Below are 18,645 nucleotides of genomic sequence, written 5' to 3'. Positions count from 1 at the left end.
CAATGAATACTTTTCCACATTTCCGGCAAGTTTTCAACAATTGGGTTGATTAGAAAAAGGGATAGAAAGCACTTTTTTATTTTTAAATCGAAGAACTTTTCAACGTATTAGTAATAACATATTCCAAAATTGATTCCAGCTTTTTGGCCTTCGTAAAACCAGAAATGTGGAATAGATAATCTCCGTCCGGAGAAAGAACGACAAGAGCCGGAACGCTTTGAGTATTCAATTTTTGTGCAATTTTCAGTGGAGTAAAACGCTGCTCTTTAAAATGAAGTCTTGAGCGATTATCATCTCTGTTTAATCGGGTCCATATAAATTGGCTTGTAATATTTTTTGAGAGTTCAGGATAAACTTCTTTCTCCATTTTTTTGCACCAGCCGCACCATGGGGCCCAAACGTCCACCAGAATGAGCTGCTGATTCTCTTCAGCAAGTTGTATAGCTTTTTCAAACGAATACCAATCTACAGAAGATGTATTCTGGGCGGGTAATGGGGACCCGAACAGAGCCCCCATCAGTAGAAACATTCCCACCCAGATGGCTACGAATTTAAATTTGTACTTGAAATTTCTCATCTATCGAAGATTTAGTCTGGCACCGAGTGAAAATGTTCGCCCAACAATTGGTCCCCATGTATAAATGGTATCGAAATTGGGACCAAAAGGATCTTGCGGATCAACCAAAGGGCTGTCCTGTTTGAAATCGAAGATATTTTCTGCCGATACATACACTTCAAAACCAATTCCGTTCGGGCTATTCACATTTGTAAATTCTTTGGTGATTTTAAGATCATGTGTGGAGTAAGCCGGGGACCATTCATCCAGACCAAAATCTTCTACATAATTATTTGGCATGCGTTTCGGGCCAACCAGATTTCCGTTATATCCAAATGAAAGGCCATCAAGTGACCGAATGTCATACGTGGCTCCAAAGGTGCCGAGATAATCCGGAGCATAAACCAGGGCTTTACGATTGCCGTCCTCTTCGGTAAATACATCCATAATAGTAATGCTTGCATTGTAGCTGAATGGAATGGTTGTAAAATTTTGATCGATATCTACTGAAAATCCGCGTGTGACTGAAAATCCGTTCAGGTTTTCATAGACGATCAGGTTGGGATCTTGGTCATAATCCGGAATGATTTGATTTGAAAAATGCGTGTAAAAACCATCCAAGCTAACAGTAAGCGGGTTGACACCAAACGGAATAATTTGCTCCAAACTTGCGGTAATGCTTTTTGATCGTTCAGGGTCAAGATCTTCATTGAAAACAACTTCACGCGCACCCGTCAGCGCGGCATGATCTTCTGTAAAAACATTCACAACCCGAAATCCGGTTCCGGCACTGGCACGAAATGTGGTCAGATCGGTCGGGCTGAATTTTGCGGATAATCTCGGTGCCGTTATATACCCGTGTTCAGAATGATGATCGATTCGGAGTCCACCGACAAATGTAAAATCACCTATAGCCAATTCACCCTGAGAGAAGATTCCGGGAATCCAACGTCGGTCAGGACTATCTGAGGTGGCTGGAGTATTATCGTTGTAGGTTTCATATCGGATGGTGGTTCCGCTGAGGAGCTTAAAATGATCTCCTATTGACTGATCCCAAGTACCCTGCAGAAAGTAGATGCTCTGCTGAGCGTCGTACCAGTCCGTTCCGTAATAACTGTCTTGTTCGTGATAGGTTGCCGCTCCGCTAAAACGAAGTTGTTCGTTGAGGCCTGCAGGCCGGTAATCGGTCATCAATTCCAACCGGTTGGTGTAGATCGATTCCCCGTATATTTGATCCGATCCGCGCAAATCATCTGTAAAATCCTGGAGGCCGCCGGTTCTGTTTTCAGTGTAAAACTTGGTGGCCACATTCAGCCGCTGTTCCATATTCTCTCCGAGCAATGTACCTTTTCCGAAAAGAGAGACCCGGGACTGCTTCACAAGATCATTGAAGTTGTCGCCGTTCTTGTCAAAATAGTTTTCCAGTCGCACAACATTTCCGCTCAAAAACCCTTCAAAACGTTCGATTTTTGGAGAATACGCCAGGTTTACATTTCCTTCTTCAGTAGTCTTGCCATAAATATCTGCAGAAAATGTAGGCGTGGTGGCAGGGTTTTTTGTGATGATATTGACCACTCCACCCAACGCCTGTGTTCCATACAACGTAGATTGAGGGCCTTTAATCACTTCAACCTGATCAATAATAGACGGGCTGATTCCATTCAATCCATAAATAGAGGCCAGCGCACCCATGATCGGCATACCGTCAATCAGTACGGCTGTGTTTGGCCCTTCCACTCCATTGATTCGAATGGCATTGGTTCCGCAAACTCCACAATTTAGTTGCGTGGAAAGTCCGTTTACACTACTGATCAAATCCATAATATTAGCACTGACTTTTCCCTGCTCAAGCTGGGCAGCTTTCACCACGCTGACTTTCACCGGAGAGTCCTTCACATAGATTTTCCTCATCGTTCCTGTGACGACTATTTGATCGAGCTCAAGTGTGGATTCTTCCAGCTCGATATTCAATTCCAGAATTTCACCGGATTGAACCTCAACAGTTTCAGAATATTTTTGAAACCCCACTGATGAGATCTCCAGTGTGTACGTACCAGCCGGAATATTTTTGATGTGATAAAATCCGTTGGCATCGGTAGCCGCACCCTTTTGCAAATCGGGGATTCCAACATTTGCCCCGATAACCATTTCACCTTTCGATTTAACGATTCCTTCAATCTCTCCAACCTGATTTTGAGCGAATCCGATATAGGGAATAATCAAAATTAGTGAGAGTAAAACAGATAATTCTTTCATAGTTAAATATTTATTTAGCCTTGACTAAAAATTAGTTTGTCCTAAGGTATAAATCAAATAAATGTTTGAGAGAAAATGACAGGTTAGCGATAGACATGCATTCTATGACTCTCATCATGGCAATGAGTTTTCGCAAGCCAACAATCCGTATTGCATGAAAATACCCATACCTCTTTCAGAGTAAATCTCTGTGTAATCATCATTGCTCGTTCACAAGGATGGGATGACGACTTCTACCACTCAATCGAGAAAGAGCATTCTCAACCGTAAGATGATTTTCGCAGCCGTTGTAGGAACCTGGATATCAGAGTTTTTAAACTCGATGAGCTGGAGGATTACATAGAAGATCTTTCCGGAAAACCGAATTTAAGACCGCTTGAGCTGGAAGAGGTTGGATAATAACTTCCTTTATTTAAGTTCTTACTTTTTCAATTTCTCAATAACCGGTTGATACGTACTATCCAACTCAAGAGCTTGTTTATAGGCTTGAATAGCTTTTTCTGGAGCCCCGGTTTGGGAATAGTAATTTCCCAATTGGAGAAATGCATGAGGACTTTCAGGATAGATTTCCTGATTTATCTTAAAAAACTTCAGGGCGTTTGACGTTTCACCATACTTCAGGCAAAAATCACCAAGGCCATCCACTAAATATTCTGGTGGATGTATTTTAACCCCCAGTTTTTTCGAAAGTTTTTTAAAAGAGTCGATAACCATTTCGGGATCTTCCGCAGCTGTCTTTACATCGGTTCGATATCCATCAAAAATAAATCGTAATCCGTGATGTTCAGCCGGCAGTGGAATTGTGCCATGATTTTCTTCTTCAAAATAGCGGAATTTCCAGCGCAGGCCGTTTATTGTGTTTTTTTGAAGCTGATCACGAAATTCAAGCGACTCCTCCGGTGCCCGGTTCGAGCTTCCAAAGGGAGATTGGGCCAAATAAAGTGTTTTGCCTTCAAAGTTTTTCTCACTCAATAACTGTTTGGATCTGTCCAGTACAAAATAATCATCCCACCAAATACTGGGATCTATAGAGATAAAGGCATTAAACAGGTTGGAGCGAGTTAAAAGTGTATAAAGAACCAGCAATCCGCCAAAGGAATGTCCGACAAAAATTTTATACTTATTTGTTCGATAGTTCTGATTGATTTCAGGGACGAGTTCCTTTTCAATGAAATCTAAAAAAGTGTCTCCCCCACCGCTATCCGGAAATGTAAATTGTCCGCCAATTTCCGGATGATGAGATTTTGAATGCGTGGGAGTAAAATCCCGTGAGCGATGAGTATTTAAAATTCCCACCACAATCATTTCGGGAATAGAAGCATACAATCCCTCACTTAGAAAATTTTGTATCCCGGTTAGCAGATGAAATTGTTTGTCGCCATCTAAAACATACAACACGGGGTAATCTTGTGGAGCATAAGTCGTGTCCTCATAACTGTCTGGCAGGTGTACCCAATACTCTCTCTCTTCATCTAAAAATTTAGAATAGAGCGAATGTTTTTTGCCAATGTGGATGTCTTCCATATTTAATTGATTCACGGAAATATAGCCCAAAAATATCGGCTGGAGACAGGTTTATTTAAAAACTTTTTAAAAGTAAAAGTTGCATTAAATCTTATTTAGACTTAATCTAAATAGATTTTAAAATTAATCATAACTTTATAAAATAAGATGTAGTTAAGATGAAAAAAGTAGCTATTGGCATTTTCTTTTTTATGCTGCTGACAGGTCTTTCACAAATTGTGAGTGCTCAAAACACGGGGACTATAGAAGGGCGCGTGTTAACTTCGGACGGGGAACCCGCCGCTACCGTAAATGTAATTCTTGAAGGTACACAAAAAGGTACCGCTACCGACAGAAACGGAGAGTATGCTCTTCGAAATATTGAACCGGGAAGTTATACAGTGGTATTCTCATTTATTGGTTTGGATACCAAAAATCTCAGGGTCACTGTTCGGGCAGGTGAAACCGTAAATGTTGATGATGTCATCCTTTCAGAAAATACACAGCAACTGAATGAAGCGATTATTGTTGCCAGCCGGTTGAATAAATTTTCAGAGAAAACGACCGACTATGTTGCGCGTATGCCTATCGAAAACCTCAGCAATCCTCAGTCATACACAGTGGTGACGGATGAATTGATGCAAGAACAGTTGGTTACCGATTTTCCGTCAGCTTTTAAAAGCATTACCGGCGGTGGTTATGTGGCAACGAACGAAGGGAATGTAACCGCCTATTTACGTGGATTTCGAACCGATTCTTATGTACGAAATGGTCTTGTTTCCTATACAAGGGTTCCCATTGATCCACAAAATATTGAACGAATTGAAGTGATTAAAGGTCCATCGTCCACACTGTTTGGCGCCTACACGCAAAATATTGCCGGATATGGCGGACTCATCAATCGGGTAACTAAAAAACCATTGGAGCAGGAACGTTTTAGCGCGTCTTACATTACCGGCAGCTGGGAACTGAATCGTTTTACAGCAGATTATAACACTTCTCTCGATGAAGATAACAAGGTTCTGTTTCGGTTGAATGGAGCCGTGCATTCCGAAAATGATTTTCGTGATCAGGGTATTCAAAGAGATTTGATGATTGCGCCTTCACTAACCTATCATGTGAATGATCGCCTTTCCATCAACGTAGAAGCCGAACTGTTTAAAACCAAACGACTGCTTTATTTCGCACGCGGAGCTTCCGGTGCGGTTTCCGGCGATACCTGGGATGATTTAAACTGGGATTACGAAACAGCCTATCACGGAAATGATTTGGCCAGTGATATGGCATCCAGAGTATTAGGCGGAACCATTAATTATGAAATATCTGACAACTGGTCGTCTGAAACGAAAGCTCTTTCATCCATAATTGATGTAGATGCAGATTTTCTGAGATTGGTGATGTTGGATGACAATACTCTTCAGCGAAACTTCATTCAATACGCTCCCAGAACGGCCGGATCGGTCCATTTTCAGCAGGATTTTACGGGAATTCATTCGTTTGAAAATCTTGAAAACAAAGTAGTGGTCGGTGCCAGCTACATGAAATTATTTGATGATTATCAACGCGCGGTTCAGCCCGGCCCGCCCTTCATCGAGTATGATCGGGTTGATCTCTCCGGGGAAAATCCGGCAGTTCCTGTATTGTCGAAGCAGGCATGGGAACAGTACATCACAGATAATCTTTCCAGAAGCTGGTACGAAACCAGCCAGAATACATTTGGATTATACGTCTCTGATGCTGTTACTGTGGCCGATCGGCTGACCATTCTTGGCGGATTAAGATATGATCACTTTACCAATCAGAATGTAGTAGCAAATGGCGTAGAAGACGATAGTGGATACGATCAGGATACGTTCTCTTACAAACTCGGAGCCACCTATTCCCCATTGATGGATCAAGTGTCGATCTTCGCAAACTATATGGATGGCTTCAGTAATGTAGCGCCTGGTGTGAATGAAAACGGAGACCTCACCAATTTCGATGCTGAAAAAGCCACTCAGTGGGAAGTTGGAACCAAGCTTCAACTGTTTGGAGATAAGCTGGAAAGTACCATCAGCTATTACAATATATCCATTACAAATGCTGTGTTAAATTATGGAGAATACAGTGCTCAGGAAGGAGAAACGTTGAGTAAAGGATTTGAAATTGATCTGATTGCCAATCCGTTTCCCGGTTTTAATCTGGTGGCCGGATATACTCATAACGAAGCCACGATTGAGGAAAATGTCAATGAAGAACTTGAAGGCAATAGCGTAACCTATTCACCGCAGGAAGTCGCTAACTTCTGGCTGAGCCACAGATTTATCGATGGCTCGATTGGCGGATTTGGCATCGGCTTTGGTGGAAATTATGTGAGTGAAATCTTTATCAACACAACCAATACATTTGGTTCGTCTGATTATACAACTTTTGATGGAGCACTATTTTATGATCATTCCGATTATCGCTTTACGCTCAAATTCAACAACCTGACGGATGAACATTACTATAACGGATACGGCCAGCCTCAAAAACCGTTCAACGTTCAGGCAGGAGTTCAGGTAACGTTATAACCACTTTGTGTGATAGAAACAGAAGGGCGTTTCATAGGATACGCCCTTCGTTTTATCAACTTTCCTAAACTCATTTAAAAAATTCACTGATTACGATTACATCTTTTTTTGATGCAAAAACTTGCACCAATTTTCATTTTACTTTTCGCAATATCAGGTCTGTTCTGGTCGGTATCTGCACAAACGAATACGGATCGGGCTTCGGTTGAAGGACGGATATCAGATACGAACGGCAACCCCGTTGCAGGAATTACAATTCATTTTGAGGATACCAATATCGGCAGCTTTTCTGATGAAGATGGAGCTTTTGAAATTACAGATATAGAACCGGGTACGTATGTTTTGATTGTATCCGGGATTGGTTATCAGGCATTCAGGCAAGAAATTACAGTTGCCAACAGCGAAAGAATTGAGCTCGAAATTCGGCTGAATGATGATGTGATCGGACTCGACCAAATTACGGTGCAGGCTCAAGGTGAATCCGCAGAAATAGAACGTGCCAGTTTTACGGTCAACTCTATTCAAACAAAAGAGATTCAGAATACTACTGCCGATGTACAGAAGGTCTTAAATGAATCATCAGGAATCAGAATACGGGAATCGGGGGGGCTCGGTTCCAGTTATGAATTATCTCTGAACGGGCTGTCGGGACGACAAATTCGAATTTTTGTGGATGGTATTCCGGTTGACCAGTTGGGAAGCGGTTATAATCTGAATAACCTGTCGGTAAATTTGGTCGATCGCGTGGATGTATATAAAGGCGTTGTTCCGATTGAATTGGGTGCCGATGCCCTCGGTGGCGCGATTAATATTGTGACAGACCGCCAAACTTCTTCATTTCTGGATGCCTCGTATAGTGCAGGTTCTTTCAATACACATCGCGGAGCTTTGAGTGGTCGTCATCGTTGGAAAAACGGATTTACAGCAGGTGTGTCCGGCTATTACAACTACAGCGACAACAACTATCAGATGAATGATATGACGGTTTCTGTGGGTGGAGTTAGTAAAGAAATGGATATCACACGCTTTCATGATGCGTATAAATCCAGGCGAATCGCTGCAAATATTGGATTTACAAATGTGAAATGGGCTGATGAATTGATGGCACAATTCTCGTATGCCGGGATCGATCAGGATATTCAAAATGGCGTATATGGCACTCCTGTAGGCGAAGCGACCGAAGAGGAAGAGAATTTATCGTATACAGTTCGTTATCGAAAATCAAACCTGTTGAATGATAAACTGGATCTTGACCTGTTCGGCTTGCACAACACCGTAACCAGTACCAGTGTGGATACTTCATCAAACCGCTACAACTGGAATGGGGATATTATCCGTACCGAAAATAACAGTCTTGGCGAGCTTGTTCGCGAAAAAACCATTTTTGAATTTGATCAGTCTCAATATCTCTTCCGCCTGAATGCGACATATGCACTTTCCGAGTCCATTCAGATTTCTGTAAATGAACTCTATTCAGATATCAGCCGGAAAGGCGAAAACCGATTAAATACCAATAATGATGAACCATTCCGTTCGCCAAATACATTAAAAAAATCTGTAACCGGTATTGCTCTGGATTCCAACTTTTTGGATGATCGGCTGGAAGTTGTAGCCGCTGTAAAGTTCTATCACTTCGATATGCTTACCAAAAATGCTGTAGAGTATACGCAGGGAGAATTTGAGATTGAAGACATTGAAACGTCAAGCCAAAATCTTGGATATGCACTTTCCGCAAGATTCTATCTTCTCCAGGATTTATTCTTAAAAACTTCGTTTGAAAGAGGATTCCGCCTACCTCAACCCCGGGAAATATTTGGCGATGGCCTACGTATTTTGGCCAATCCTGATTTAAAACCAGAATCAAGTTATAACTTCAATGCGGGATTGAGTCATTCCTACAGTTCATCCTCAGGAATTTTTAGTAATACGGTGAATGTCTTCCAGCGAGACGTGAATGATTACATCTTTCATCAACAAGAAGGAGTTTTTAGTTCGTATAAAAATGTACTGAATGTATTGGTAAGAGGTGTTGAATGGGATGGATCTTACAACTATCAGGACAGATTTTCTATCAGCGGAAATTTGACGTGGCAGCGTGTTCTGAACAATGAAAAATACATCCCGGGAACCAATACGAAAAGTCGCGTGTATGGCGATCAAATGCCGAACACACCCTATCTTTTCTCAAACCTCCGGACATCGTACACGTTTCAAGATCTTATTCCCGAGAGCCATGTATCTGTGTTTTATTCGATGAATTTTGTGCATGAATTTTATCTTAACTACTCCAGCATTTCTATAAAAAGCACTAAAAATGTGATTCCGCACCAATTTTTGAATCACACCGGAATCACATTTTCAACCCCGGATAGCCGGTACAATCTGAGCCTGGAAGCCCGAAATATTTTCAATACGGAAGCTTACGATAGCTTCAGACTCCAAAAACCCGGACGATCTCTTTATATCAAAGTGCGCTACCTGCTTCGATAGGACTTTACTTAATCTCAAAAACAACAACTCATAAATCATATCATGATTCATAAACTTACAAACTATACGATTCTCCTAATGCTGGTAATAGGTATTGTGGCCTGCCAGGATGATAACAGCCCAACAGGACCAGATCCTGAACCAGATCCGGATACTTACAGCTATTTGTTGGCGCTGAGCTTGCCCAGCATCGAGTCATATCCCTTTCATACCTTGACAGATATTCGTGAGGGAACGGCCGATATTGCAGAGTCTCAGGAAGTTCCTGGTGTTGTACCGGTTTCCGTAACAGGCAATGATGGTTATGTGTACTTGAATTCACCAGAACTGCTGACGAAATATGAAGTTGGAGAAGATGGAATTTTAGTGAATCTCGGATCCGTTCCCAACCTGGGAATCAGTGGTGGTCCGGTATTCGAATTTTTATCCGATACACGACTGATGATTTCAACAGGTCCACGCCAGGCTCCTGGTGGTGTTTTCGGTTATCAAATCATCGATACCGAAACCATGACCGAAGAATCTCAGGGAACCATTACCTTGCCTACCGATGAAAATGCATTGTCCATTCCCTCCTCCTATATTCTGCGAGACGGCAAAATCTTTGTACCGTACATTCACACCGATGAAAATTATGTAGCTTTTGATGAAGCTCCTGTCGCTATTTATGATGCTTCCACGTTGGAGTATGAAAAAACAATTTATACTGACAAAGCTGCATGCCTGGGTTATAGTATAATAAGTTCTCACGGCATTGCTGAAAACGGTGATCTTTATCTTGCTGCATGTAATTCAGACTATTGGGGAGCTAATGAATCCATTCCTTCAGGAATTGTACGTATCAACGCCGGGGAAACAGAATTTGATGACAGCTATTTCCTGAATCTTACAGAGAAATTTGAGGGAAATCATACCGGTGGAATGGTTTACGCCGGAAATAATGTAGCTGTGGTTCAGGTTTTTCGAAGTGATCTGGTTGATGAATATGGAGATTACCAGGGAGATTTTGTGATTGAATATCACGCCGTAAATCTTGAAAGCGGTGCAACCCAGAAACTGGATGTTCCATTGAGTAAATGGCCGCGAAGATCCATGCAATTATTGGATGACGGAACAGTAGCCATTGTTGGTAATACTCAATCCGAAGGAAATAATATTTACATTTTTGATCCGGCAGACTACTCTGTAACCAAAGGATTGGTTTACGAAGGAGCTGAACTTATAAACAGCTTGTTAGTCTATTAAACAAAAGTGAATTGTATACTGAAAAGCAGGAGAGCTTGAAATAGTTCTTCTGCTTTTTTAATAGAACTGCTATTTAGTTCTAATCCTGTTTATGCCATTCTACCGTCAGTTCCTCATCTCTCGAAAATTTCTCCAGATGGCTGATAAGTACACTTTTTACATTGCTTAAATTCTCTTCCGAGTCAGCTGTAATAACGAAAGTAAGCTGATTATCATCACTCGTCATGATACAATCTCCATAAGGAAATTCAACGTTTCCTTCATTTTCAGAGAAACTGGCCGGTACTTTATGAGAAAAATGTTTGCACAATCTTTTGATATAAATGCTTCCGTTGTCGGTTGATATTCGGCTTATTTCTTTCATAGTGTAATGGTAAAATGATTGTGATTTAAATGACGCTGTCTACCATGATTTGTAATTGATGGCAGCTGCACTGTTCAATTCGGGCTTTCACTCCATAAACATGCGCCAGAACTTCAGAGGTAATCGCTTCTTTTGGCGGGCCAAAAGCATGTAATTTTCCATCTCTGAAGATGATGATTTGATCGGCCCATCGCGCTGCGAGACTCAAATTATGGAGTACTACAAACACAATTTTTCCTTTTTGTGCCAATTGTCCCAACAAATTCATAACCTGCGTTTGATAACGTAAATCAAGAGCGCTGGTGGGTTCGTCAAGCAGAAAAAGATCGGGATCACGAACTAACGACTGTGCAAGACTTGCAAGCTGTCGCTGACCGCCCGAAATTTTATTTAAAGGCTGCATGGCAATTCCTTCGATTCCTACTTGTTCCAGAATTTCCATCGCTTGTTCGTGAATTTTCTGTTTGTTGAGAAACTTTGGAGATGGAATGGTTTTAAGTGCACTGATAACCGATTCCAATACCGTTAATCCCACGCCATCAGGAAGTTTTTGAGGCATGAATGTTACACGTTCCGCCCACTCTTCAAACTTGAGATCAAAGAGGTTTTTATCATCTAACATCACCGTTCCTGTAGCTGAAAGATGGCCTGCCAACGCTTTTAAAAAAGTTGATTTTCCAGCCGCATTTGGTCCCGCAATGGCAATAAGATTACCAGCCTCAAATTTTGGGAGGGTTAGATTGTCGATAATCTGCTTTTTCCGATATCCGGTAGAAAAATCAGAAATTTTTAAATTCGATGTGCTTTGAGAAATCATATTTATGCTTCTTTGCTCAAAATGAGGGTAAGAAAAATCGGGATTCCGATCAGTGACGTAACAATGCCGAGTGGAATCAGAACTCCCGGAAAAATGATTTTACTGGCGATGGATGCCAGCGACATCACAAAAGCGCCGCTAAAGATACTGGCAGGAATCAAAAAACGGTGGTCTTCACCAATAATCAGACGAGCGATATGCGGCCCCACCAATCCGATAAATCCAATGGTACCCACAAACGCCACTGAAATACCCGATAAAATACTAATGCGAAACAGGGAGGCGAACCGGAGTCTGCTTACATTTACACCAAAACTTTTTGCTCGTTCATCACCCAAGCGAAGTGCATTCATTTTCCAGCAGGCTTTGATAGAAAAAGGAAGAATCAACACGAAAGCAACCGTCAGAAATTGGATTTTGTCCCAGTTGGCACGGACCAGGCTCCCCATGCTCCAGAAGATAAATTGCTGCAATGCTTCCTGTGTGGATACAAATTGAATTAATGCCACAAGAGCATTAAACGTGAATACGAATGCAATTCCCAGAAGCACAAGGTTTTCAGCACTTCCCCCCTTTAACCGGGCCATCGCCTGTAAAAGTAATACTGATCCGAATGCAAAAAGAAAGGCATTACCGGATATAATCCAGTTTTCAGAAACTCCCGGAATAGTGATGTTCAGAATAATGGCTAAAGCCGCCCCTAAGGATGCCGCCGCAGAAACTCCAAGCGTAAACGGACTGGCGAGCTGATTATTCAAAATCGTCTGCATTTCTGTACCTGAAAGAGACAGTGCTCCGCCGACCAATACCGCCATCAACGAATAAGGAAACCGGACTTCCCAGATAATCACAGACGTCGTTCGTTCCACACTGCCGGGGTCCATAATGCCACGCCACAAATCTGCGATCGTAAGAGAAGAAGCGCCCACCGTTAAATCAAACATGAAAGCAATCAGAACACCAGCCGCAAGAAGGACAAGAATTCCGTACCTCCAGACAACCGATTTTTGATACTCTTCCAGAACCAAAGAGGAGGTATCTTTCTTAATCTCTTTTGCAGATGGATCAGGAGTTTGATCTTTTTTTTGTTCAGGAATTTTTACTTGCGAATCGTTACTCATTACGTAAACTGAAGGAATACATCGGGAAGGTTAAACAGATTACTCGGGGCTCACCCAGAAAGTACCTCTCATAGGAACTGCCAGGAAATGTTCATTCATATATTGCAATGTTTCCGCCGGATCAATGTCTTCAAAAAGCTCCGGATGAATCCATTTTGCGATTGCTTCGGCTGCTAAAATATTAACGGGCAGATTATAGAAATTATGCCAAATCGCATGATAATGATCGTTTTGTACGGCTGAGAGCGAACTGATTCCTGTACGGCTCACGATTTCTTTGAGAGACTCCCGAGAGTCCTGCGGATCAACACCTGACCCCATATTAATTCCCGTCTTTCGGATACTCCGCTCCACCCCGGTGCCAATGTAAACATCCGGATTTTCGGACAAAATATATTCCATGCTCAGCAAACCTAATGCGCCGGGAATGACATCAGCACCTATATTTTGGCCGCCGGCAAATTCAATAAACTCTCCTAAACTTCCATTTCCCGGAGAAGAACAGCATTCACTGAACGCTCCTGCATGCATTTCAAGAAGAACTTTTGGACGGGATATGGATTCCAACTCCGAAATTCGTTCCGAAATTCGATTCATTCGGGATTGGTAGAATTCAATATATGCTTCCGCTTTTTCTTCCTGGCCAATGACTTTTCCTAAAACTCTCATGCTGGGCAAGGTATGGTCGAATGGCTGTTGCCGAAAATCAACAAAAACTACAGGGATTCCTGCTGCATTCAACTGCCGGATGGTTTCATAAGAATCCGACCCCGGCCCATGTCCATTGATTCCAAAAATAGCTACGTCCGGTCGAGTTGATAAAGCCTTTTCAATCGAAAATGTATCCTCTCCTGTTCTGCCAACCAGAGTTATATCCTCAATGGCGGGAAATTTATCTTTGTAATGATTATACATTTCCTGGCCCAAAAAATGAAAATCGCCCATCCAGCCGGCAATTCGGTCAATGGGATTCTCATCAATGAGAGCCAATGCTAACAAACTCCGCCCTTCTCCCAAAAGAATTCGTTCGGCGGGTTTTTCCAGCGTTACAGTTTGACCGCTTACATCCTGAAAGGTAATTGAGTTCTGAGCAAAAAGGTTATTCGATGGATAGGAAAGAGACAGAAGAATAAAAGCAAAAAGTAAAAAAGCTGTGGTACGAATCAATTTGTTTAATCTTTATTTAGATTTAATACAAGTAAGAAAAATAAGAGAACTGTATGTAAAATGCAGTGAAAAAGAGAGGTGAACAGTTGAATTTTTTAGAGGAAAAGTATTTCAAAATCCGTTCAAAGACTTCTTGACATAAAAAATCCCGGCAGCATAAAGTATACCACCAGGATCTGATGTATGGGAAACAAAAGTGGATAAAAATTCTCAGGGAGTGATTTTGGTAACCGTGTCTCCATTCGGGTCAGGTGGCGGAGGAGTTGAGCTTCCCCGTTGGCCGCTTTTGGCTTTGTTCGTTACAAAAGCTGCACCCGAGTCAGGATTGATTGCTACGGTGTTGGGATGAGTTCCGGTTTCCAAATTGGCAAGAACACCATAAGATTCCGAATCAATAACGGTTACGGTTCCTGCGCCGCGATTGGCTACATATATCCGTTTTTGTTTAGGATCAAACCGAATGCCCAACGCTCCTTCTCCGGTTTCAATGGTTTTAATGAGTTCTCCGGTCGTGGCATTTAAAACGGTCACATCATTTGTGCCCTGATTTGCTACAAATAAGCGATCGGTTTCGGGATCAAATTCAACATTTGTGGGACGTTCACTGTGTGACGAATAGTTTTGTACAACTTTGTCGGTGTTTATATCCAGAACGGCAATTTCATTACTCCCCATATTGGTGAGATAGAGCAGATTTTTTTCCTTATTGAATGCAATCCCAGTGGTGGTCTCGCCTGTATTTTCAATAATGCGGTCCAGCGTATTTGATGATCCGTCAATCACCCAAACAGATCCGGGGCTGCCAACATCTGTTACATAAACCAGGTTATTTTCTTCATCAACAACGATTTCCCGGGTGTGGGATTCTTCTTTATCCGGCGTGATGGTAGCAACAACTTCTTTTTTGGATACATCAATCGCATAAACCGAATTAGAAACTGTATTTGAGGTGTAGAGTGTTTGAGTTTTCTGGTTGAATCCTAACCCAAAAACACGATGCGGCTGCACATCAATGCTATCTTTTTTGGCAAGGGTTTCTGCGTCTAACACATAAATATAGCTAACGGGATTGCTCCTGGAACCGGCAGATGCTATATAAATTTCATCCGTTGTCTGGTTGTGGATGATTTCATAAATGCCGGGAGCTACTTTGGTCGTTTTTGAAATTGTTTGAGCATGAGCGGTTAAAGCGGTCAATGCCATCAAACACAATAGGGATACTATTTGGACAATTTTCATTAGTAAGATTTGATACTGATCGTTTTGTAATTCTAATTTTAGAAGAGGTTAAAGCCCAGAATACGGCTAACTCTCCAATGAATGAGTGTTAATTTAGATTAAATCTAAATAAATACCTAATGATTTCTGTCTGAAAAAGAGCCTTTTGAGTGTTTACAGAGTTCCACCATCGCAGACAAAATGGCGATGATCTCTCGACTGCAATTACCTGTTTATATGGGAAGGATTAATTTTATATCGTCTCACTCTCCGAGCCGCCAAACCCGTACTTCAGAACAGTACTCACTGTGGAACTCAGCCAGTTACAGCATAAGCTGACGAATTCACTGCTTATTTTAAATTCCTCCATCTCTTTTTCAGATATGTTTCCCCTTTTAAAAGATTTTATCTTAGTCGAATAATCGTCCGCCCATTCAACAAAGTTTTGCAATGCATCAAGCATAAAATGAAAATCGATTTGCTGCGTTGCCGGGAATAGTTCCAGATAATGGTCCAATTGATCATTAATTTTTTGATCCAGTTCCTTGATCTCCCCGATATGACTTAGCAAACTCTCTATTTCAACCTCTTCCGAAGAATGAATTGATTCCTGGTTTTCCGGGGTGATTGTCTCATCCATTTCATCGCCCAATATTTCATAGATTCTCTGGCGATCAAACGGCTGTGTTTCGTCATATTCTAAACCGGCAGCCTCAGTAACTTTTTTCTCCCATTCTTTTTGAGTCTGGACACGAGAATCAAAATATCTCTCACTGTTTTCAATCAAACCCCTTGTATAGGGTGTGTTTGAGATAAATAATAAATCCACATTTATCTTATTCAGTTGAATCTGGTCTAAAGAATATTGCAGACCTGTTAGTTCGTTTTTTGTTTTCTCAATGATTTCAGACATATCGATAAGATTTCTTTTCACAGATAGTATAACGTATTAAATAAAGTTCAATATCCAATCATTTAAAAGAGAAAATTAAGTCCAAAAAACATCCTCCCGGAAAAGTAAAAAACCTTGAGTACTCAAATCAGAAGATAGAAAATGTGTGTTGCGTTAAGAACGGTTAAATATTTCTGAGAAGATTTTTATTTAAAAAAGATATAAGTGTCTTAATAAATTTTTTATTATTATTGGCTTACTACGTTGGTAATTTTTTATTGGCTATTAATCAATTCTAAGAGAAAAAAAATATCTCCTTTTTTGATTCCCTAATCGCTCCTTCATGAATGAACATATCTTTCGTTCCATAATAGAGAATGCTTCAGATGCAGTGGTTGTGACAGACACACCCGGCAAAAATTCATCGGGTGGCCCAAAAATTGTGTTTGTTAATAATGCCTATCTCGAAATGACCGGTTATACAAAGGAGGAAGTGATTGGTAAAACTCCCAAGATCCTCCAGGGCCCTGAAACAGAAAGAAAGGAACTGGACAAACTGAGAAATGCCATTGAGACCGGAAAACCGGGTCACGCCAAACTGATTAATTACAGAAAAAATGGTGAGAAATTCTGGACCAGCATTTCCATTTTTCCCGTGCGGATTGATTCATCACAGCCTGAGTACTGGGTAGGAATCAAGCGGGATATTACAGCCGAGATTGTAGCTTTTGAACAAATTAACACCACACTTCAGGAACTCCACCACCGCGTGAAGAATAATCTTGCTTTGTTATCAGGGTTGATGGAATTACAGGCCCGAAAAGAGGATAATGAACCTTTAAGGAAAGAATTGCAAGCTCTCACTTCGCGCATTAAATCCATCGCGAACATTCATGAACTTCTTTATGAAGGACAGAATCTGACACATATCAATATTAAGGAAGCGATCAAAAGGCTGGCCAATAATATTGTTGGGGCCACACAGCCTGATCAGAAGATCAGAACGCGATTTGAAATTCAGGAGATTGATACATTAAATATCAATCAGGCAGTGCCCTTTTCTTTGATTGTAAACGAAGTAATTACCAACAGTATGAACCATGCATTTGGAGGAACCGATCCTGGAATCATTCAGATTAATCTCACGCAAGAAGACAACGAAGTAAATCTTCTAATCAAAGACAATGGCCGGGGGTTGCCACAGGATTTCAAACCACATGAAATAAACACCACCGGAATCCTTCTTATCAAAACTCTGTCCAGGCAACTCAATGCCCAATTCGACTATATGAGCACAGAAAAAGGGACCACATTTATGCTCCAATTTACCCGGCAAGATATCAGGGGAAGCTATTCGGGCTATAATTTGTCGTCCTAAAATGTTAACAGATGAAGCATCTCTTATAGCTTGTTTTGAGCAACTCCTAATTTGAGAATTTCACGTTAATTCTTTCGACTTTTCTCCCCCACCCATCATTTTTAAGCTGTTCTTCTTTGTCAAAAGTTTGCCAATTCTATTCATTTTTGAATTGGATTCAATGCCAAACTTCAATTAAACAACTTGAAAAACGAAATACCTGAAAGAAAGTCTCCTTGATAATAGACTGCCGCACAAGGAGAATGAACTGTCTCTCCGGATAATTTTTCTGATTCTTCATAACCCGTTTTAAAATATTAGATTTTTTTAAGCATTCGATACTATTTGAAAAGAAATACTATTAAGTTTTAATCGGATGATGTCTCTTTTCAATTTGTCTTTTCTCCTCATGCAGAGAATCAACTGCATGAATTAATCATTAATTATGTGATGACTCATACTTTAAAAAACATTCCCCTTCTCCTGATATTCCTTTTTGGATCAGCGGAATTTCTTTACGCACAAACTGCTGTTGGCATCAAAGCCGGTACCACGGGAATTGGCCTGGAGGTCGTAAACTCTCTTAACAATAATTTTAATGCCCGCGTAAACGCTTCTTTTTTTGCCTACGGTAGATCCGGGGAAGTAGAGGATGATCCGAACTACAACTATGATCTTGACGGAAGTGTGAAAAGTTTTGGTGCCGTTGTCGATTATTTCCCTTTTAACAATTGGTTCAAATTCACAGGCGGAATTTACTATCATGATTTTTTAGTCGAGGGACTCATTCAACCATCCGAACCGTACGAAGTTGAGGGCAAAGTTTTTCAACCGGAAAGACTTGGAGAAATAACAGGACAGGCCACCTACAAGTCCAAAATTGTTCCGTACCTGGGGTTGGGAGTTGGAAATGCTGTAAATCAAAACAGCCGCGTAAAAGTTGGATTCGAACTTGGAGCTATGTTTACCAACAACCCAAATGTAGACATGCAGGGCAAAGGAATGATTGCGCCAACAGCTAACCAGGCTGATACATTTGAAGATGCTATGTACAGTTTTAAGTTATACCCGGTCTTAAATATCAGTCTTACCACCAGACTTTAAATT

The 18,645-nt window shown here is 41.2% G+C and carries 14 protein-coding genes; 5 read left to right on the top strand and 9 right to left on the bottom strand.

Going from position 1 to position 18,645, the window contains the following annotated elements:
• Positions 1-82 precede the first annotated feature (82 nt).
• From L0B18_RS09695 to L0B18_RS09685, 3 genes are all read right to left on the bottom strand, one after another.
• Complete coding sequence (locus L0B18_RS09695; protein ID WP_234571567.1) at positions 83-577, bottom strand: thioredoxin family protein; 495 nt, start codon at positions 575-577, stop codon at positions 83-85.
• Positions 578-2,812, bottom strand: coding sequence for a TonB-dependent receptor (locus tag L0B18_RS09690; RefSeq protein ID WP_234571566.1), 2,235 nt, complete (start codon positions 2,810-2,812; stop codon positions 578-580). It lies immediately after the preceding gene.
• A gap of 420 nt (positions 2,813-3,232) precedes the next feature.
• Positions 3,233-4,336 (bottom strand): alpha/beta hydrolase-fold protein, encoded by a 1,104-nt coding sequence (locus L0B18_RS09685; RefSeq protein ID WP_234571565.1) that lies wholly within the window; start codon positions 4,334-4,336, stop codon positions 3,233-3,235.
• Between the two features lie 158 nt (positions 4,337-4,494).
• Here L0B18_RS09685 and L0B18_RS09680 point away from each other — a divergent pair, with 158 nt between their 5' ends.
• From L0B18_RS09680 to L0B18_RS09670, 3 genes are all read left to right on the top strand, one after another.
• Positions 4,495-6,867, top strand: a complete 2,373-nt coding sequence (locus L0B18_RS09680; protein WP_234571564.1) for a TonB-dependent receptor — start codon at positions 4,495-4,497, stop codon at positions 6,865-6,867.
• Between the two features lie 111 nt (positions 6,868-6,978).
• Positions 6,979-9,357, top strand: coding sequence for a TonB-dependent receptor (locus L0B18_RS09675; RefSeq protein ID WP_234571563.1), 2,379 nt, complete (start codon positions 6,979-6,981; stop codon positions 9,355-9,357).
• A 42-nt stretch (positions 9,358-9,399) separates the two neighbouring features.
• A complete protein-coding gene (locus L0B18_RS09670) occupies positions 9,400-10,602 on the top strand; it encodes a DUF4374 domain-containing protein (protein ID WP_234571562.1) in 1,203 nt (400 codons plus the stop codon).
• A gap of 79 nt (positions 10,603-10,681) precedes the next feature.
• Here the strand turns inward: L0B18_RS09670 and L0B18_RS09665 are convergent, their stop codons facing one another.
• The 6 genes from L0B18_RS09665 to L0B18_RS09640 form a co-directional block, all read right to left on the bottom strand.
• The gene (locus tag L0B18_RS09665) at positions 10,682-10,966 is read right to left on the bottom strand and encodes a DUF2218 domain-containing protein (RefSeq protein ID WP_234571561.1); all 285 of its coding nucleotides are present in this window, start codon (positions 10,964-10,966) and stop codon (positions 10,682-10,684) included.
• Positions 10,967-10,991: 25 nt separating this feature from the next.
• Complete coding sequence (locus L0B18_RS09660; protein WP_234571560.1) at positions 10,992-11,783, bottom strand: ABC transporter ATP-binding protein; 792 nt, start codon at positions 11,781-11,783, stop codon at positions 10,992-10,994.
• 2 nt (positions 11,784-11,785) lie between these two features.
• A complete protein-coding gene (locus L0B18_RS09655; protein WP_234571559.1) occupies positions 11,786-12,904 on the bottom strand; it encodes a FecCD family ABC transporter permease in 1,119 nt (372 codons plus the stop codon).
• 39 nt (positions 12,905-12,943) lie between these two features.
• Positions 12,944-14,071 (bottom strand): ABC transporter substrate-binding protein, encoded by a 1,128-nt coding sequence (locus L0B18_RS09650; RefSeq protein WP_234571558.1) that lies wholly within the window; start codon positions 14,069-14,071, stop codon positions 12,944-12,946.
• Positions 14,072-14,281: 210 nt separating this feature from the next.
• Positions 14,282-15,310 carry a YncE family protein gene (locus L0B18_RS09645; RefSeq protein WP_234571557.1) on the bottom strand — a complete coding sequence of 343 codons (1,029 nt, stop codon included), beginning with the start codon at positions 15,308-15,310 and terminating at the stop codon, positions 14,282-14,284.
• Between the two features lie 232 nt (positions 15,311-15,542).
• A complete protein-coding gene (locus L0B18_RS09640) occupies positions 15,543-16,202 on the bottom strand; it encodes a hypothetical protein (protein ID WP_234571556.1) in 660 nt (219 codons plus the stop codon).
• A gap of 322 nt (positions 16,203-16,524) precedes the next feature.
• On the opposite strand from L0B18_RS09640, the gene L0B18_RS09635 reads away from it, so the two are divergent.
• Positions 16,525-17,559 (top strand): sensor histidine kinase, encoded by a 1,035-nt coding sequence (locus L0B18_RS09635; protein ID WP_234571555.1) that lies wholly within the window; start codon positions 16,525-16,527, stop codon positions 17,557-17,559.
• 429 nt (positions 17,560-17,988) lie between these two features.
• A complete protein-coding gene (locus L0B18_RS09630) occupies positions 17,989-18,642 on the top strand; it encodes a hypothetical protein (protein ID WP_234571554.1) in 654 nt (217 codons plus the stop codon).
• Positions 18,643-18,645 lie beyond the last annotated feature (3 nt).

Source organism: Rhodohalobacter sp. 614A (assembly GCF_021462415.1).
Classification (GTDB): Bacteria; Bacteroidota; Rhodothermia; order Balneolales; family Balneolaceae; genus Rhodohalobacter.
This window is presented reverse-complemented; position numbering and strand designations above follow the sequence as displayed.